Origin of the sequence: Mesorhizobium sp. M0960 (assembly GCF_040319055.1) — a bacterium.
GTDB lineage: Bacteria > Pseudomonadota > Alphaproteobacteria > Rhizobiales > Rhizobiaceae > Mesorhizobium.
On the sequence record NZ_JAMYNN010000003.1, the window covers coordinates 1 to 16,227 of the forward strand.

Sequence of the window (16,227 nt, forward strand, 5' to 3'; positions counted from 1 at the left end):
CACGGTGGGCCCTTGGTTTCCGTAAACGGGGGGTGGGGGGTCTTTTTTGGACCGGACGGGTGGGTTGGGGCGGCCCCGTCTCCGTCGGGGGTGGCGGCCGGGGGGGGCTCCACCGCCGAACCAGAAGCCGGCGTTGCGGCCGATCCTGATATTGCCGATCAGCGTGGCGTCGGGCGCGATCCAGTTGCTGTCGGCGTCCTCGAAGGTGGGCGCTTTTCCGTCAATCGCGTAGATCGGCATCGCTGTCTCCAGATTGTCTCACACCGACAAGGTGCCAGACCCTAGAAGCGAAGCCGCCCACGACGCAATGGCGATCACCACCATGCCCAGCGCCAGCGCCCAGACGGTCGCCGTACAGCCGCAGGAGATCAGCCCCAGCACCGAGATGCGACGCTCGCGCCAGGCGTCCAGCGCCTCGTTGACGAACATCAGCGGCCCGGCGCAAGCCGTCGCGGCGAGCGAGCGCAGCATGTGCTTCGACGATACATAGGGCTGGACGAAGGCAAGCTTGCGGCCGGCGACCAGTTCCATCGCCGATCCGGCCAGGCCGCAAGCCGTCAGCCCAGCCATAAAACTGAATATGATTTGTTCGACCGGGCTCATCTTTACCCTCCGTTTACCATGAAATCGCACAGTCGCCTGCAAAGCTGCGTAGCAAGAGCCGTGCCGCGCCGAGTGTGCCGTTCAGGCACACCGATGGGACGGCAACGAGGATCGCGATGAAGCAGGCAGCCGCCACAGAGGGCCCGCAACTCAGCGTCGTCGATTCGACGCTGATGAAGCGGGTGTTTTATGCGTTCGCGACGCTGGCGCTGCTTTCGGTGGCGATCAGCCTTGGCGGCAAATGGTTCGGCCGCTCGATCGCCATGGCCGGGTACACCGACGACACCACGGTCCACAAGGTCGTCATCGGCAACAACATCATCGCCGTGCCGGCCAATGTCATTCGCTTTGCCCAGGCCCGGCGCGACGGCATCGCCTCGCGGCTCGACCTCTATTTGCGCTATCCCGAGCTGGACGGCTACAGCGAGGTTGCCCGCAACGACTTCAACCACACCGGACCCAGCAAGGACATCATTTTCCTGTCGTTCGAGCCGCAGATGATGTCGCGCGACATGAGCGGCCGCTTTGCGCCGATCTACAGCGCGCTGATCGCCAAGCCGGGTACGCCCGGCCCTGGCGGCACCACACTTTACGCTTTCAGCGAAAAATCAGGCTATCTCAACGAAGTGCTGGCGGTCGCAAACCGCCCCGGCAAGGATCCGTTCGTTGCCCGCTGCCTGAGCGGCCCGAGCGCGGACGAGTCGCTGGCGCCCTGCGAACGCGACATCCTGGTCGGCGACGATCTCAGCCTCACCTACCGCTTCCCCCGGGAATTCCTGGGCGACTGGCAGGCGCTCGAAGCAGCGATTTCTGGCGAGGCGGCACGTATGCTGAAGACCGGGCGGTAGGGCTTGATCCTTTGACCGACCCTGAAGGGCTGAGGGCTGGAGCCCCGGCCAATCGCGCTACCAATCTCCAGGGTTTGGGATTAGCTGCCCACCACGCCTTCGTCATCCTAGGGCGGAGCAGGAGCGAAGCGACGTCGCGGAGACCCTGGGATCCATGCCGTTACCTCAGTCGAAGAATGCAGCGGTTCAGAACTGCACTTGCGTCGGCACCGGCGCCAGCTACCCTTCAACCATGACCGGCTACGCCTACATGACTGCAAGCCAGAAGCGCGGCACGATCTACATCGGTGTCACCAACGACCTCGGCCGCCGCATGCCGGAGCACAAATCTGGCGAAGGCTCGCGCTTCACCAGCCGCTACGGCGTACAGCGTCTGGTCTGGTACGAGGAACATTTCGACATTCGCGACGCCATCCAGCGCGAGAAGTCGCTGAAGCGCTGGCCACGCCGGTGGAAGATCGAGCTGATCGAGAAGACCAATCCAGAGTGGTTCGAACTGTTTCGCGGGACTGGTTGGTAGAGGACGCCCAGCCGGTGCCAAGAAGCATTCGATTCTGGTCAGAGTGGAGCACTGCCGCGAGGTAACGGCGTGGATCCCAGGGTCTGCGCCGCGTCGCTTCGCTCCTTGCTCCGCCCTGGGATGACGAAGGGAGGGATGCTCCAGCCAGTCTCCGACGTCTGCGCTCCGCCATCAGGCGGTCCCGCCTGCAACAAGCAGGTCCGGCCAGCACCAAACTCGCGGCTCAGGCCAGATCGATGTCGAGGATCGCCATCGAGAAATTATAGTCGCCGTCGTCCTCGTCCTTGAAGACGATGCCGAGGAACTCGTCGCCGACATAGACCTCGGCCGAATCTTCCTTGCGCGGCCGCGCCTTCACTTCGAGTTTGGGGTTCTGGAAGGTGCGCTTGAAATAGGCGTCCAGCTTTCTGATTTCGTCCGGCTTCAACAGTCTTCTCCGATCGTCGCTTGCTCAAGTGCGTCGCGTCTGAAGAGATCGATGCGACGCGCTTTAAATCTTGCTTCATGCATGTCGCTATCCCAAAACCGCTGGGCACTTTTGGGCGACATGCATTGGTGAGCGCGCTTCTGGCACGTCGACAATGGCCATGTAAAGGCAAGCCGGCATAGGGGGCAGGAATTCAGCCCCTGCCCGAGCACTCAGATGTCGAAGCTGACGACGTGGTCCATCGTCTGCGACGGCAACAGCTGGTCCATCTGCCGCGAAGGCTGGTCACAGCCGGTCTCGCCGACGACGCGGGCCGGCACGCCGGCAACCGTCTTGTTGTGCGGCACCGGCGACAGCACCACCGAGCCGGCCGCGATCTTCGAGCAATGGCCGATCTCGATGTTGCCGAGGATCTTGGCGCCGGCGCCGATCAGCACGCCGTAGCGGATCTTGGGATGGCGGTCGCCACCGGCCTTGCCGGTGCCGCCCAGCGTGACGCCGTGCAGGATCGACACGTCGTCCTCGATCACCGCTGTCTGGCCGACGACGAGGCCGGTGGCGTGGTCGAGGAAGATGCCCTTGCCGATGCGGGCGGCCGGATTGATGTCGGTCTGGAACACCGAGGACGATCGGCTCTGCAAATACAGCGCGAAATCCTGGCGGCCCTGGTTCCACAGCCAATGCGCCAGCCGGTGCGTCTGGATGGCATGAAAACCCTTGAAGTAGAGCACCGGCATGATGAAGCGGTCGCAGGCCGGATCGCGGTCGTAATAGGCCTGGATGTCGACGCGCACCGTCGTCGACCAGTCCTTGTCGTCGGCCGCCATCGCCTTGAATGTCTGGCGGATGAGGTCGGAGCCGATGTCCTGGTGGGCGAGGCGCTCGGCCAGCCGGTGGATAACCGCTTCTTCCAGGTTTTCCTGATTGAGGATGGTCGAATAGAGGAACGCCGCCAGCAGCGGATCGCGGTTGACCGCTTCCATTGCTTCATCGCGGATCGAACGCCAGATCGGATCTACCGGCTGCACCCTGGTGGGACGGGAAATCGTAACGCTGTTCATCTGATGTCTCCGGCCATCCAATGTCTCAGGCCATCCAATGTCTCGGCTTGGCGGCTTGCCTATTCTCCGGCCGCACCTATAAGCCAGATCATAGCACGGGTGAACTCAATTTTCCTTAGTGCTTCGTCAAATGGATTTGGTTGGCGGAATTTCAAGCAGCCATGGAAAACGCAACCTTGATGGACGAGACGCTGAAGCGCGAGCTTTCCGCGCTGTATGACGCCGCGGATCGCCACTACCACGACCTTGGCCACATCGAGGCGATGCTGGCGCTAGCCAACGATTACAAGGCATTGCTGCATGATCCTGAAGCAGTCGAAGCGGCGATCTGGTTCCACGACGCGATCTACGACAGCCGCGCCAAGGACAATGAGCCGAGGAGTGCGGCACTTGCCGAGACAAAGCTCGCCGGCCGCGCCGATGCACAACGCATCAGTCGCATCGCAGCGATGATCACTGCCACCGCCAGCCACGAATTGCCGCCCCTTGGCGACCAGCATTCCGTTCGTGACGCGGCGCTGTTCCTCGACATGGACCTGGCGATCCTGGGTGCCGCGCCTGACGTGTTCGACGCTTACGAACAGGCGGTTCGCCGCGAATATCAGTGGGTCGATGAGCCGATGTGGCGGGCCGGCCGTGCCGCTGTCCTAAAGGGCTTCCTCGCGCGTCCGCATATCTTCCATAGCGAGGAATTCCGCCGGCGCTTCGAAACCCAGGCCCGGCAAAACATGGCGCGCTCGCTCAGGGCGCTTGGCGATAACCTCAGCCCAGACAAATCCTAATCCGGAAACGTCTCCATGCGCTGCGCATAGGCCTTGAAACCGGCTCGCCCGTAGACAGATCGCGCGCCCGGATGATCGTGAGTGTCGGTGTGCAGCCAGACCCTTTCAGGTTCATGCGACCAGACGGCGCGCAGCGCCCGGTCGAGCAGGTATGGCCCAAGCTTGCGGCCCTGAAGAGCCGGAACGACCCCGAAATGGGCCAATTCGACAACCGGCTCGCCGACGCCCGTGAATTCGCATAGGCCGGCTGCTTCGCCGTCGACGCGCAGGACATGGATATGCGTCGACGGGCTGGCGAGAAGGCGCTCAAGGTCGCCCAAGGGCATGCGCAGCCGCTGATCCCATTGCACAGGTTCGCCAACGGCGCGGTAGAGGCTGATGTAATCAGCGACGCCAAGCGTTTCGCGCATCACCGCCGCGCCCGGTGCGGGTGCGGCAAAGCCGCCGCCGGACGGCGGCTCGGTCATCTCCAGATAGGTGACGACAAGATCGACCATGGCAACTCGCGCAGATTTGAAGCTGAGGGGTCGCGTCGGTCGCTTGCCTGCCGGAGGCTTGTCGAGATCAGGTGAATGCGCCAAAAGTCGATGCCATTGCCCACAGCATGAACCCCCCGGCCGCAAGCGACGCGCCATTGACCACGATGCCAGCCAGGCCGAGCACACGATTGTCGTCTGGGCGCCCCACGGCCATCAAGCCGAAGACCACGCCGATAAGATGTGCCAAAGGGCCGGCCATAAAAAATACCGCAGCGAAGAAGCCCGTCGCACTGTTCTGGAGCAGTGGGGAGGCGTCGCTCGGCATTGCTATCAACGCGGTGATCGCAATCGTCCCTGTCGCCAATGCGGCCACCGCTAGAACAACGGACCATTCGCCGAACCTGCTTTTCGCAACGACGCCCGGCAAAGCGGCGTCGCTTCTTCCCCATTGTGCCATCGTACCCCCCTGCCCTCGTTCAGCGCGTGGCGGGTTTGAACCGATCCACAAGTCGCGCTTATTTACTGCTGTATCGTTGCAAAACCGCTAAGAACCCAGCTTCAGGCCCTATGGCCGCTTTGGGAGCCGTCCATCAAAGCGGATGCTCCCCATAAAACTCCAGCACACGCTGCTTGAAGGATTTGTCGCCGACCGCCAGCATGTGGTCGCGGCCTTCGATATGAAATGCCCTGGCGTTCGGCATCAAGGCAGCGAGTTCATCCGGCGAGCCGCCGATGTCGTCCTTGGTTCCCACCGCAATCAAGGTCGGCTGGGCAATGCGGGCAATGTCGGCCTCGCTCAGCAATTCGCGCGACGTGGCGATGCAGGCGGCGAGCGCCCGGCGATCGCTGCGGGTCTGGTCGGCGAAGGCGCGGAACGAGCGGCCGCGCGGGTCGCTGGTGCCTGCGGGATCCTCGGCCAAGAGGGCGTCGGCTATCGGATCCCAGTCGCCGACGCCGTCGACCATGCCGATGCCGAGACCGCCGAAGACCAGCGTCGCCACCTTGTCCGGCTCGGAGAGCGCCAGGAAGGCCGATATGCGCGCGCCCATCGAATAACCCATGACATGGGCGCGTTCGATGCCGAGATGGTTCAAAAGCGCTGCCGCGTCGGACGCCATTTTTGCCGGCGTGTAGTCTGCTTCGTCATAGCTTTTCGACGACGAGCCATGGCCGCGATTGTCGAAGGCGATCGCACGGTAGCCGGCATCGTTCAGCGTCTTGAACCAGCCGGGCGACACCCAGTTGACGTAGTGGCTCGACGCAAAGCCGTGGATCATCAGCACCGGATCGCCCTGCCCCGATGCTGGCTGGCGGTCAAGGAAAGCAAGCTCGAAACCGTCATGGGAGAAGAACTGCATCGGCCGAAGATCCTGCCCGTTCAGTCGGAATCGACATTCGGCGCATCGCCCTTGTCGGGCGGCGGCATGGCTGGCCCCGCCGCCGTGCCGATGGCCGGATGGCGCAGCAGGTCGCCGTCCTTGATGCCCTTTTTGGCGGCGGTTCCTGCCTTGAGCTCGAGCACGAAGCGCACCGGTTCGTCCGGCGAGATGATCGCCTCCGACTGCGGCTCGCCTTGCTTGATCGCCCGGATCCGGCCGTCCTGGCCGACGAAGATCAGGTCGAGCCGCAGCGGCGTGTTCTTCATCCAGAAACTCACATCCTGCGGCGCACCGAAGACGAACAGCATGCCGTGATTGTCGGCCATGTGGCGGCGGAACATCAGGCCGGCCTCGCGCTCGGCGGGCGTGTCGGCGATTTCGACGGAAAAAGAACGCTCGCCGGCCTTCGTCACCGCGACCAGCGGCGCCGGGTCGACCGGAAGGATCATCGCCTTGCCGTCGGCCGAACTCGGTTGCTGAAAATAGAAGAAGGCGCTTGTGGCGACGATGAGGAAAATCCCGGCGCAGAGCGCGCCCGCCGTCAGCCGGTTCCTGTGAGCCATATGAAATCCTCGGCCGGAACTAATGCGAGACCGGCAAGGTACCCATATCGGGGTGAATTTCGGCAGCCATAAGGCCTTTGTCGCCGCGTCCGAAGCGGACCAGCACCACTTGGCCCGGACGGAGTTCGGTGATGCCGTAGCGGCGCAGCGTCTCCATGTGGACGAAAATGTCCTCGGTGCCCTCGCCCCGGGTCAGAAAGCCGAACCCCTTGGTGCGGTTGAACCATTTCACCAGCGCCCGTTCGAGGCCGCTTTCCGGCGTCACCGCGACATGGGTGCGCTGCTCCTGCAGCTCTGCCGGATGCACCGCCGTGGTGACATCCATCGAGAGCACGCGGAAAGCCTGCAGCCCGCGCTCGCCCTGCTTGACCAGGCAGACAACGCGGGCGCCTTCCAGGGCGGTCTGAAAACCGTCCTTTCGAAGGCATGTCACATGGAGGAGGATGTCGCCCGAAGAACCATCATCGGGAAGGATGAAACCGTAGCCCTTGGCCACGTCGAACCATTTGATGGCGCCGGCGATTTCGACGAGATCGGCCGTATCGGCGCTCTCATCCCGCTTCAACGCATCGCTACCGGCCCCGTCCCGCCCCATGAAAGAGGCCTTTTCCCCCATAAGAACGCCCCCTTTTTTCAAGAAACACCGCAACTGATTCTTGACGCCAGATTAACACCGCGGCTTCCGGTGTGTGCAAGACCTGACGTGCCTTTTTTCACGGTTCCATACAGGAATAGCGGATTTGTCGTTTGCCGGCGCCGGCAAGCGTGGCCAATTGCCCTTTGGCCGGGCCGCCCCTATGTTGCGCCGCAACGCAACATACGGAGGAAATCCATGCGCTATCTGCATACCATGGTCCGCGTCGCCGACATCGATGCTTCGCTCGATTTCTACTGCAACAAGCTTGGCCTGAAGGAAGTGCGCCGCCACGAAAGCGAGCAGGGCCGCTACACGCTGATCTTCCTCGCCGCGCCCCAAGACGAGCAAAGCGGCATCAGCGAGAAAGCGCCGCTGGTCGAGCTGACCTACAATTGGGATCCGGAAGACTACAAGGGCGGCCGCAATTTCGGCCATCTCGCCTATGAGGTCGACGACATCTACGCCACCTGCCAGCGGCTGATGGACAATGGCGTCACCATCAACCGGCCGCCGCGCGACGGCAACATGGCGTTCGTCAAATCGCCGGACGGCATCTCGATCGAGCTGTTGCAGAAAGGCCCGGCAAAGCCGAAGGCCGAGCCCTGGGCGTCGATGCCGAACACCGGAAGCTGGTAACCGATCACGCCATCTTGAGCGGACGTCGCCTGGCCCTGGTTCGGTTTCGCGTCCGCATTCCCAAGGAGAATTCATTCATGCCGACCAGCCATGTCGACGTCGCCACCGAACATGCCAGCCGCTATCTGCAGCAGCTGTGCAAACATTGGGCGCACAAATTCCCGGTCGAATTCGACCCGAACCACGGCAGCATCGATCTGACGCTCGGCCGCACTATTCTCGATGCCGACCCGACGGCGCTGCATATTGCGGTGACGACCGACGAGGCCGCCTCGCTCGAGCGCCTGGAAACGGTCGTCGCCGACCACATCAAGCGCTTCGCCTTCCGCGAAGAGCTGGCATTCGACTGGAAACGCGCTCCGGCCGCGTAGACGACCTATCAACCGCCGGCCTTGGCCATCTCCAGCAGCATCAGCACGGTGCGCCAATTGCGCGCCGTGCCGGGCACCTTCAGAACGCGCGGGATGAGATTGGCAAAGACCGATTTGCCGAGCCCGTCGGGCGCATGCAGGTAAAGCACGTCGCCCTTGATCTCGAAGCGTTCGGGCCCAGTGCATTTTTCCGCCAGCCGGGCGAACTCGTCGGCGGTCGGCTGGCGCTCCAGCGCATAGGCGTGCAGCTTGGTCGGCTCGCCCGCGACTTCCGGATAGGGATTTTCCGCCGCCAGCCGCTCGAGCCAGCCGAGATCGCGCACCATGATGCGCGAGTGGAATCTCCATTTCTTTTCGAATTCCGCTTCCAACCGCCTGGTCAGCATCGCCGCATCGCCATCTGGCGACCGGAAGACGGCGTTGCCGCTCTGCACATAGGTGGCGATATCTGAGAAACCGAGTTCCTCGAAGAATGACCTGAGTTCTGCCATTTTGACGATGCGATTGCCGCCGACGTTGATGCCGGAAAACAGCGCGACAAAAACCTTTCCCTGAGCGCTCGGAAGATCGTTGCTGCTCATATGATGAACCCGGCGAGCGTCTCGTTGTCGGTAATGTCCTGATAGTGGACGCTCTCGGCGTCGAAATTCGCCTTTAGCAGGTCGAAATTGCGGCGGTCCTTGGTTTCGATGCCGATCAGAACCGAACCGAAATTGCGCGCCGATTTCTTCAGATATTCGAAGCGGGCGATGTCGTCGTCGGGGCCAAGCAATTCGAGGAAATCGCGCAACGCGCCGGGCCGCTGCGGAAAACGGATGATGAAGTATTTCTTCAAGCCCTCGAAGCGCAGCGCCCGTTCCTTCACATCCGGCAGCCGCTCGAAATCGAAATTGCCGCCGGACACCACGGCAACGATGGTCTTGCCCCTGATTTCCTTTTTGGGAAAATCTTTCAGCGCGTCGATCGCCAGCGCGCCGGCCGGCTCCAGCACGACGCCTTCGACATTGAGCATTTCGATCATGGTCGCGCAGAGCCGATTTTCCGGAATCAGCCGCACTGCGTCGGCGGCAAACTCCCTGAGGTGGCGCAGCGGCTCGCGGCCGATCTCGGCCACCGCCGCGCCGTCGACGAAATTGTCGACCTTGGCGAGCTTTACCCGCTTTCCGGCGGCGAGGCTCTCGCTCAGGCTCGGGGCGCCTGCCGGCTCGCAAAAGACGAAGCGTGTTTCACGCTGCTGGTCGGCGAAATAATGGGTGACGCCGGCGGCCAGGCCACCGCCGCCGACCGGCAGCATGACGATATCAGCCATGCGTGCGCCGGGCATCTGGCCTGATATCTCATAGGCGACGGTCGCTTGCCCTTCGATGATGTCCTTGTGGTCGAAAGGCGGCACCATGTGTGCGCCGGCAGTTTCGGTGAATTCGAGTGCGGCGCGATAGCAGTCGTCGAAGAAATCGCCGACCAGCCTGATCTCGACGAATTCGCCGCCGAACAGCCGCGTCTTGTCGATCTTCTGCTGCGGCGTCGTCACCGGCATGAAGACGACGCCCTTTTTGCCGAAATGACGGCAGACGAAGGCAAAGCCCTGCGCATGATTGCCGGCCGAAGCGCAGACAAACAGCTCGGCATTGTTGCCGGCGGCGAGCGACTTGCGGAAGAAGTTGAAGGCGCCGCGGATCTTGTAGGAGCGCACCGGCGTCAGGTCCTCGCGCTTCAGCAGCACCCGCGCGCCGGTCTTCTTCGACAGGTAGTCGTTTTCCTGCAGCGGCGTTTCCGGAAAGATCTCGCGGATCGCGGCAGCGGCGGCAGCGACGCGAGAGGAGAAACTGGTCATGGCAAGAGCACCCCACAGGCTAGCCGAATTCGGTCCCGCTATTGCATATCCGGCCTCGCGAAGCCATTGTCCGGCCACCCGAAAGGGTGTTCCCAAAACCTCGTTGGCCGTTAGGAGCGTCTGTTCATGCCTGTCGCATCGGTGGCCCGGAAAACCGTGTCGCTGCCGGAGTTCGGCGAGCCGACGGTGATGCCGCTGGTTACGCGCGCCACCTATGAGGCCCGCATCGCGGCACTGGTCGCGCGCGGCGGGTTCGATGCATTGGTCGTCTATGGCGACCGCGAACATGCGGCCAATGTCGCCTATCTCTGCGGCTACGATCCGCGCTTCGAGGAGACGCTGCTGGTCATCGTTCCCGGCAAGTCGCCGAAACTGCTGGTCGGCAATGAGGGCTGGGGCTATGCCGAAATCTGCGACGGGCCGTACGAGCGCGTGCTCTACCAGACGTTTTCGCTGCCGGCGCAGCCGCGCGACCGCTCGCAAGCGCTGGCCGACATCCTCGTCGATTGCGGCCTGAAGGCCGGCCAGCGCATCGGCGCCATCGGCTGGAAGCCGTTCGGCCCCGGCGATGCCGGTTTTGGCGAAACGACGCTCGACCTGCCGTCCTTCATCGCCGACACCTTGCGCAGCCTTGCCGGCGACAAGAATGCCGTAACGGGGGGCGTGATCGTCAACGCGGCGAACCTTTTGATGAACCCTGCCGACGGCCTGCGCGCCATCAACGAGGCCGACCAGCTGGCCGCATTCGAATTCGCCGCGACCTATTCCTCGCAAGGCCTGCGCAATGTCCTGCAAGGCATCGAACCCGGCATGACCGAATTGCAGGCGGCGCGGCTGATGGGCATCAACGGCCTGCCGCAATGCTGTCATCCGATGCTGTCGGCCGGCAGGCGTGCGGCCTATGGCCTGCCGAGCCCGCGTCTTGACGTCATCGAGCGCGGCGACCCCATCACCATGGCCTACGGCATCCAGGGCTCGCTCAACGCCCGCGCCGGTTTTCTGGTCGAGGACGCGGCCGAGCTTCCAAGGGGCATCCAGGACTATGTCGAGAAGCTGGTCGCGCCCTATTTCTGTGCCGTCGTCGACTGGTACGAGACGGTCGGCATCGGCGTTCCCGGCGGCGCGTTGTGGCAAGCGGTGCACGACCGCATCGGCGCTCCGTTCTTTGGCGTGTCCCTCAATCCCGGCCATCTCATCCATATCGACGAATGGATGCATTCGCCGGTATTTTCCGGCTCCGACATCAGATTGAAGTCGGGCATGGCCTTGCAGGTCGACATCATCCCGGCGACCGGCACCGATTATTTCACCACCAACATCGAGGACGGCATCGCGCTGGCTGACGAGGCGCTGCGCGAAGAGATCGCCGCGCGCTATCCCGAAGCCTGGCACCGCATCGAGGCGCGCCGCGCCTTCATGACCGACGTGCTCGGCATAAGGCTGAAGCCGGAAGTGCTGCCCTTTTCCAACATTCCGGCCTTCCTGCCGCCGTTCTGGCTTTCGCGCAACAGTGCGATGGCAGTCGAGCGGCGCTGAGCGCATTTCGGCGCCTGCGACTTACTTCCGCCGCACTTCGGCTGTCCGGGAGATGCGGCGGAGGTGGATGGGCCTTTGGTTAGGCCGGAGTGGAATTGCTTAAGTGCCCTTGAAGACGATTTGCATCATTGTCCTTGCCGCGCTGCTCGCCGGCTGCGGCGGCCGCCAAACCGAGGAACTGCTCGGCAGCGCCATGATGGCGGTGCCGGTGACGGAAATCGCCGGCAACCACTCGATCTTCATCGCCACCACGCGCAAGCGCTCCGACGATCCCAACAAGGTCTTCGACGGCGAGCGCTCGGCGACGCTGAACTATGCCCGCGTCAACGTCACCGTCCCCGGCATCCACAAGACAGGCCAGATCGAGCGGCGCTCGCGCGGCAAGTCGGACGATCCGGCCAAATACTTCATGGCTTCCGAGGTCGTCGGCTACGACACCCAGCCGAAATTCTCCAGTGCGCTCAGCGCCGACATCGCGGCGCGCGGCGGCCGCGTCATGGTCTTCGTCCACGGCTACAACACCGGCTTCGACGCCGCGGTCTATCGCGTCACCCAGATCACCCATGATTCCGGCTATCCCGGCACGCCGGTGCTGTTTTCCTGGGCGTCGGGCGCCAAGACCACCGACTATGTCTACGACAAGGAAAGCGCCAGCGTTGCCCGCGACCAGCTGGAAGTGACGCTGAGAATGCTGGCGCAGACCGGCGCGCGGCGCATCGACATCGTCGCCCATTCGCTGGGGACCTGGGTCACCATGGAGGCGCTGCGCCAGCTCGCCATCACCGGCGACCGCGATCTCGGCGGCAAGCTCGGCGACGTCGTGCTGGCCTCGCCCGACATCGACGTCGACGTGTTCAAGAGCCAAATGCGCCGCTACGGCAAGCCGGACAAGCCGTTCATCCTGCTGCTCTCCGACGATGACCGGGCGCTCAGGCTGTCCGGCCTGATCGCCGGCGCACGGCCCCGGGTCGGCGACTACAAGGACGCCGCCGACCTCGCCAGCTATGGCGTGTCGGTCGTCGATCTCTCCAGCGTCAAGGGCGTCGACCGCTTCAATCACACCAAATTCGCCGACAACCCGGAATTGGTGCAGTTGATCGGCCAGAAGCTGCGCGAGGATGACGGGTTTGCCAGCGACCGCGAGGTGACCGACCGCATCGCCTCGGTCGGACAATAGCTGCATTGCGCGGCAGTGATTGTTGACCATGCCGCACCATCGGAACAGTTTGAACTGGACCGTGCCGGCCTCTGCCTCTATCGAATAGGCCAAGACGTCTCCGGCTCGACGTCGCCTTTGCGGGAGCCCGCGTGACCGTGCCTTCGAAGATCTTTCTCGTCGTTGCGTTCGCGCTCGCGCTGGCAGGCTGCGCCGGCCAGAACACGCACGATCTGCTCAACAAGACGACGATCACGGTGCCTGCTGCCGATATCGCGGCGACGCATAAGATCTTCGTCGCCACAACCCGGCAAAAGGCGACGAAAGAGCCCCGGCAGGTGTTCGACGGAGACCGCTCGCCGACCACCAGCTTTGCCAGCGTCGAGGTGACCGTTCCCAAGGTCCACCAGGTCGGCGCCATCGAACGGGTCAAGGGCTCGGCCAACAGCAATCCGGCGAAGGATTTCACGGCGACCGGCGTCACCTTCTACGAAGGCGCGCCGCAATTCGCCAAGGCGGTCGGCGCCGACATCGCCATGCGCGGCGACCGCGCGCTGGTTTTCGTGCACGGCTTCAACAACGGCTTCGACGACGGCATCTACCGGCTGACGCAGATCGCGCACGACACCAAATACCCGGGCACCCCGGTGCTGTTTTCGTGGGCGTCGAGCGGCAAGACGACCGGCTACATCTACGACAAGGAAAGCGCCAATGCGGCGCGCGACGATCTCGAAGCGACGCTGCGCATGCTTGCCAAGAGCCGCGCCAAGAGCATCGACATCATTGCCCATTCGATGGGAACCTGGGTGACCATGGAAGCGTTGCGCCAGCTTGCCATCACCGGCGACCGCGACCTCGGCGGCAAGCTCGGCTACGTCATCCTGGCTTCACCCGACATCGACGTCGACGTGTTCAAGAAGCAGATGATCCGCTACGGCAAGCCAGACAAGCCGTTCGCCGTGCTGCTTTCGGGCGACGACCGGGCGCTCAGGCTGTCGACCCTGATCTCCGGCGACAAGCCGCGCGTCGGCGACTATGGCGATGCAGCCGACCTCGCCAGCTATGGCGTCTCGGTGGTCGACCTGACCAAGACTAAGGGCGGCGACCGGCTGAACCACGCCAAATTCGCCGACAACCCGTTCCTGGTGCAGTTGCTCGGCGACCGCCTGCGCGCCCCGGCCGGCCTCGCCTCCGAAGAGACCGCGCCGGCCCAGCTCGACAATCTCGGACAGGGCCTCGGCAAGGCCGTCGGATCGGTCGCCGAGATCGTCATCACCACGCCGTTCAAGGTGCTGAACATCGCCACCGGCGGGTGAAGCGGCGCGCGGGCGGCATTCAGACGAATAGATCAACCTTCTGGAACGTCGTCACGTCGATCAGGCCGACGTCGGAAATCCTGAGCTCGGGGATGACGACCAGCGCCAGCAGCGAGTGCTGCATGTAGGCGTTGTTGAGTGAGCAGCCCATCTGGCGCATGGCGTCGCTGAGTTTGTCCGCCTTGGCGGCGACGATTTCCGCCCGCTCGTTCGACATCAGCCCGGCGATCGGCATTTCGACCAGCGCCAGCTCCTTGCCGTTGGAAAACAGCACGACGCCGCCGCCGACCTCGCCCAGCCGGTTCACGGCCAGAGCCATGTCCTGCTTGTTGGTGCCGACGACGATGATGTGGTGGGCATCGTGCGCCACGCTGGAGGCCATGGCGCAGTCGCCGATATAGCCGAAGCCGGAGACGAAGGCGTTGGTGACGCCGCCCGTGCCCTTGTGGCGCTCGACCAGCGCGATCTGGCAGACATCGTTGCGGCGGTCCATGGCGACCAGCCCGTCCTCCACCGCAAGATCGGCCTCCAGCGCCCGCGTCGGCGCCTGGTTCTCGATGACGCCGATGACGCGCACCCGCACCTCGTTGGCGCCCTTGGGTGCCGCGATGTCGAAATCGCCGGCTTTGAGCTTCTTGCCGAGCTTGACGGTGTTCTTCGCCGTCCGCGGATAATTATAGGCCGGAATGTCGACTTCGAGCTTGCCGCCCTTGGCCAGCCTGACGCCGCGGCCATAGACTTCGTCGATGGTCATTTCGGCCAGGTCGGAGACGATCAGCAGATCGGCGAGCCGTCCAGGTGCGATCGAGCCGATCTCGCGTTCCAGCCGGAAATGCTGGGCGGTGTTGAGCGTCGCCATCTGGATCGCCGTCACCGGCTTCAGCCCTTGGCTGATGGCGTGGCGCACGACCCGGTCCATATGGCCTTCATGCACGAGGGTACCGGAATGGCTGTCGTCGGTGCACAGGATGAAGTTGCGCGGGTCGAGCCCGCTCTCCGTCACCGCCTTGATCTGCGAGGCGACGTCATACCAGGCCGAGCCCAGCCGCAGCATTGCCTTCATGCCCTGGCGGACGCGGGCGATGGCATCCTCGGCGCGCGTGCCTTCGTGATCGTCCTCGGGGCCGCCGGCGACATAGCCGTGGAACGGCAGGCCGAGATCGCGCGAGGCATAGTGCCCGCCGACGGTCTTGCCGGCCCTCACCGTCGCGGCGATCTCGCCCGACATCACCGGATCATTGGCGGCGACGCCGGGGAAATTCATCACCTCGCCGAGCCCGATAATGTTTTCCCAGGTCATCGCCTCGGCAACGTCGGCGACGGTCAGCTCGGCGCCGGCATGCTCCAGCCCCGGCGCCGACGGCACGCAGGACGGCATCTGCACATGCACGTTGACCGGCATGGCGACCGCCTCGTCATGCATCAGCCGCACGCCCGGCAGGCCGAGCACATTGGCGATCTCGTGCGGATCGATGAACATCGAGGTGGTGCCATGCGGGATCACCGCGCGGCAGAATTCCGTCACCGTCACCATGCCGCTCTCGACATGCATATGCGCGTCGCAAAGCCCCGGCACCAGATAGCGGCCGCCGGCATCGACCACCTTGGTGCCCTGGCCGATGGCATGGCCGGCATTCGGCCCGCAATAGGCGAAGCGGCCGCCGGCAATGGCGATGTCGGTGCCGGCGATGATCTCGCCCGAATGGACGTTGACCCAGCGCCCGTTGCGGATGACGAGATCGGCGGGTTTGCGGCCCATGGCGACATCGACCAGATGCGTCGCCATCTCGGCCCAGGGTTTTGGTTTCGTCGCACTGGCGGTCTTCGGCATCAACAGGCTCCTCTTTGCCCGACTGTGCCAAGCCGCGAGGATTTTGACCAGCGAGGAAGTAAGCGCCGACGGCGAAGTTGCAGATCTCCCCCCTTGAGGGGGAGATGTCGCCGAAGGCGACAGAGGGGGTCGGGACATCCTGACGCGAACCTTTACCGCGAACAAAACAGGCTGGCGCTCGACGCGCGACGACCCCCCCTGGCCTGCCCTCTTGCCACAACTTGCCATCTCCCCCTCAAGGAGGGAGA

19 protein-coding genes and 1 pseudogene are annotated in these 16,227 nt (G+C 63.7%); 8 read left to right on the forward strand and 12 right to left on the reverse strand.

The window, feature by feature from the left end; translation table 11 throughout:
- Together NKH63_RS08205 and NKH63_RS08210 are read right to left on the reverse strand one after the other, a co-directional pair.
- Positions 1–240 (reverse strand): annotated as a pseudogene (locus NKH63_RS08205) (gamma carbonic anhydrase family protein); the annotation flags it as partial.
- An 18-nt stretch (positions 241–258) separates the two neighbouring features.
- Complete coding sequence (locus NKH63_RS08210; protein WP_352481124.1) at positions 259–603, reverse strand: DUF6949 family protein; 345 nt, start codon at positions 601–603, stop codon at positions 259–261.
- A 116-nt stretch (positions 604–719) separates the two neighbouring features.
- On the opposite strand from NKH63_RS08210, the gene NKH63_RS08215 reads away from it, so the two are divergent.
- Positions 720–1,451, forward strand: coding sequence for a hypothetical protein (locus NKH63_RS08215; RefSeq protein ID WP_352481125.1), 732 nt, complete (start codon positions 720–722; stop codon positions 1,449–1,451).
- A gap of 232 nt (positions 1,452–1,683) precedes the next feature.
- Positions 1,684–1,971, forward strand: coding sequence for a GIY-YIG nuclease family protein (locus NKH63_RS08220; protein ID WP_352481307.1), 288 nt, complete (start codon positions 1,684–1,686; stop codon positions 1,969–1,971).
- Positions 1,972–2,194: 223 nt separating this feature from the next.
- On the opposite strand, the gene NKH63_RS08225 is transcribed toward NKH63_RS08220, so the two are convergent.
- Both NKH63_RS08225 and cysE read right to left on the reverse strand, forming a co-directional pair.
- Entirely contained in the window at positions 2,195–2,398 is a 204-nt protein-coding gene (locus NKH63_RS08225) for a DUF3126 family protein (protein WP_023674799.1), read from the reverse strand.
- 212 nt (positions 2,399–2,610) lie between these two features.
- A complete protein-coding gene (cysE, locus tag NKH63_RS08230; RefSeq protein ID WP_023717455.1) occupies positions 2,611–3,459 on the reverse strand; it encodes a serine O-acetyltransferase in 849 nt (282 codons plus the stop codon).
- Positions 3,460–3,620: 161 nt separating this feature from the next.
- Here cysE and NKH63_RS08235 point away from each other — a divergent pair, with 161 nt between their 5' ends.
- Positions 3,621–4,241, forward strand: coding sequence for an HD domain-containing protein (locus tag NKH63_RS08235; protein ID WP_352481126.1), 621 nt, complete (start codon positions 3,621–3,623; stop codon positions 4,239–4,241).
- Here NKH63_RS08235 and NKH63_RS08240 read toward each other — a convergent pair.
- From NKH63_RS08240 to NKH63_RS08260, 5 genes are all read right to left on the reverse strand, one after another.
- Positions 4,238–4,738 (reverse strand): GNAT family N-acetyltransferase, encoded by a 501-nt coding sequence (locus tag NKH63_RS08240; RefSeq protein ID WP_023717453.1) that lies wholly within the window; start codon positions 4,736–4,738, stop codon positions 4,238–4,240. The two genes, NKH63_RS08235 and NKH63_RS08240, sit on opposite strands and share 4 nt — an antisense overlap.
- 67 nt (positions 4,739–4,805) lie before the next feature.
- The gene (locus NKH63_RS08245) at positions 4,806–5,177 is read right to left on the reverse strand and encodes a hypothetical protein (protein WP_352481127.1); all 372 of its coding nucleotides are present in this window, start codon (positions 5,175–5,177) and stop codon (positions 4,806–4,808) included.
- Positions 5,178–5,310: 133 nt separating this feature from the next.
- Positions 5,311–6,078 carry an alpha/beta fold hydrolase gene (locus tag NKH63_RS08250; protein WP_352481128.1) on the reverse strand — a complete coding sequence of 256 codons (768 nt, stop codon included), beginning with the start codon at positions 6,076–6,078 and terminating at the stop codon, positions 5,311–5,313.
- A gap of 20 nt (positions 6,079–6,098) precedes the next feature.
- Entirely contained in the window at positions 6,099–6,662 is a 564-nt protein-coding gene (locus NKH63_RS08255; protein ID WP_352495841.1) for a DUF192 domain-containing protein, read from the reverse strand.
- Positions 6,663–6,681: 19 nt separating this feature from the next.
- A complete protein-coding gene (locus NKH63_RS08260; RefSeq protein ID WP_502895906.1) occupies positions 6,682–7,278 on the reverse strand; it encodes a cold-shock protein in 597 nt (198 codons plus the stop codon).
- 216 nt (positions 7,279–7,494) lie between these two features.
- Between NKH63_RS08260 and gloA the strand changes: the two genes are divergently transcribed.
- A complete protein-coding gene (gene gloA, locus NKH63_RS08265; RefSeq protein WP_352481131.1) occupies positions 7,495–7,935 on the forward strand; it encodes a lactoylglutathione lyase in 441 nt (146 codons plus the stop codon).
- 77 nt (positions 7,936–8,012) lie between these two features.
- Entirely contained in the window at positions 8,013–8,306 is a 294-nt protein-coding gene (locus NKH63_RS08270; protein WP_352481132.1) for a DUF2218 domain-containing protein, read from the forward strand.
- Between the two features lie 8 nt (positions 8,307–8,314).
- Here the strand turns inward: NKH63_RS08270 and NKH63_RS08275 are convergent, their stop codons facing one another.
- Together NKH63_RS08275 and ilvA are read right to left on the reverse strand one after the other, a co-directional pair.
- A complete protein-coding gene (locus NKH63_RS08275; RefSeq protein WP_023717447.1) occupies positions 8,315–8,887 on the reverse strand; it encodes a DUF1697 domain-containing protein in 573 nt (190 codons plus the stop codon).
- Positions 8,884–10,140 (reverse strand): threonine ammonia-lyase IlvA, encoded by a 1,257-nt coding sequence (gene ilvA, locus NKH63_RS08280; RefSeq protein WP_352481133.1) that lies wholly within the window; start codon positions 10,138–10,140, stop codon positions 8,884–8,886. The genes NKH63_RS08275 and ilvA overlap by 4 nt, the downstream gene beginning before the upstream one ends.
- Before the next feature lie 126 nt (positions 10,141–10,266).
- On the opposite strand from ilvA, the gene NKH63_RS08285 reads away from it, so the two are divergent.
- The 3 genes from NKH63_RS08285 to NKH63_RS08295 all read left to right on the forward strand — a co-directional run bounded on the left by NKH63_RS08285 (position 10,267) and on the right by NKH63_RS08295 (position 14,148).
- On the forward strand, positions 10,267–11,676 hold the full coding sequence (locus NKH63_RS08285; protein WP_352481134.1) for a hypothetical protein: 1,410 nt from the start codon (positions 10,267–10,269) through the stop codon (positions 11,674–11,676).
- 103 nt (positions 11,677–11,779) lie between these two features.
- Positions 11,780–12,853, forward strand: coding sequence for an alpha/beta hydrolase (locus NKH63_RS08290; protein WP_352481136.1), 1,074 nt, complete (start codon positions 11,780–11,782; stop codon positions 12,851–12,853).
- 131 nt (positions 12,854–12,984) lie between these two features.
- Positions 12,985–14,148: an alpha/beta hydrolase gene (locus NKH63_RS08295; RefSeq protein WP_352481137.1), complete on the forward strand. Its 1,164-nt coding sequence runs from the start codon at positions 12,985–12,987 to the stop codon at positions 14,146–14,148.
- A 19-nt stretch (positions 14,149–14,167) separates the two neighbouring features.
- On the opposite strand, the gene ade is transcribed toward NKH63_RS08295, so the two are convergent.
- The gene (ade, locus tag NKH63_RS08300; protein ID WP_031193529.1) at positions 14,168–15,979 is read right to left on the reverse strand and encodes an adenine deaminase; all 1,812 of its coding nucleotides are present in this window, start codon (positions 15,977–15,979) and stop codon (positions 14,168–14,170) included.
- Positions 15,980–16,227: the final 248 nt, after the last annotated feature.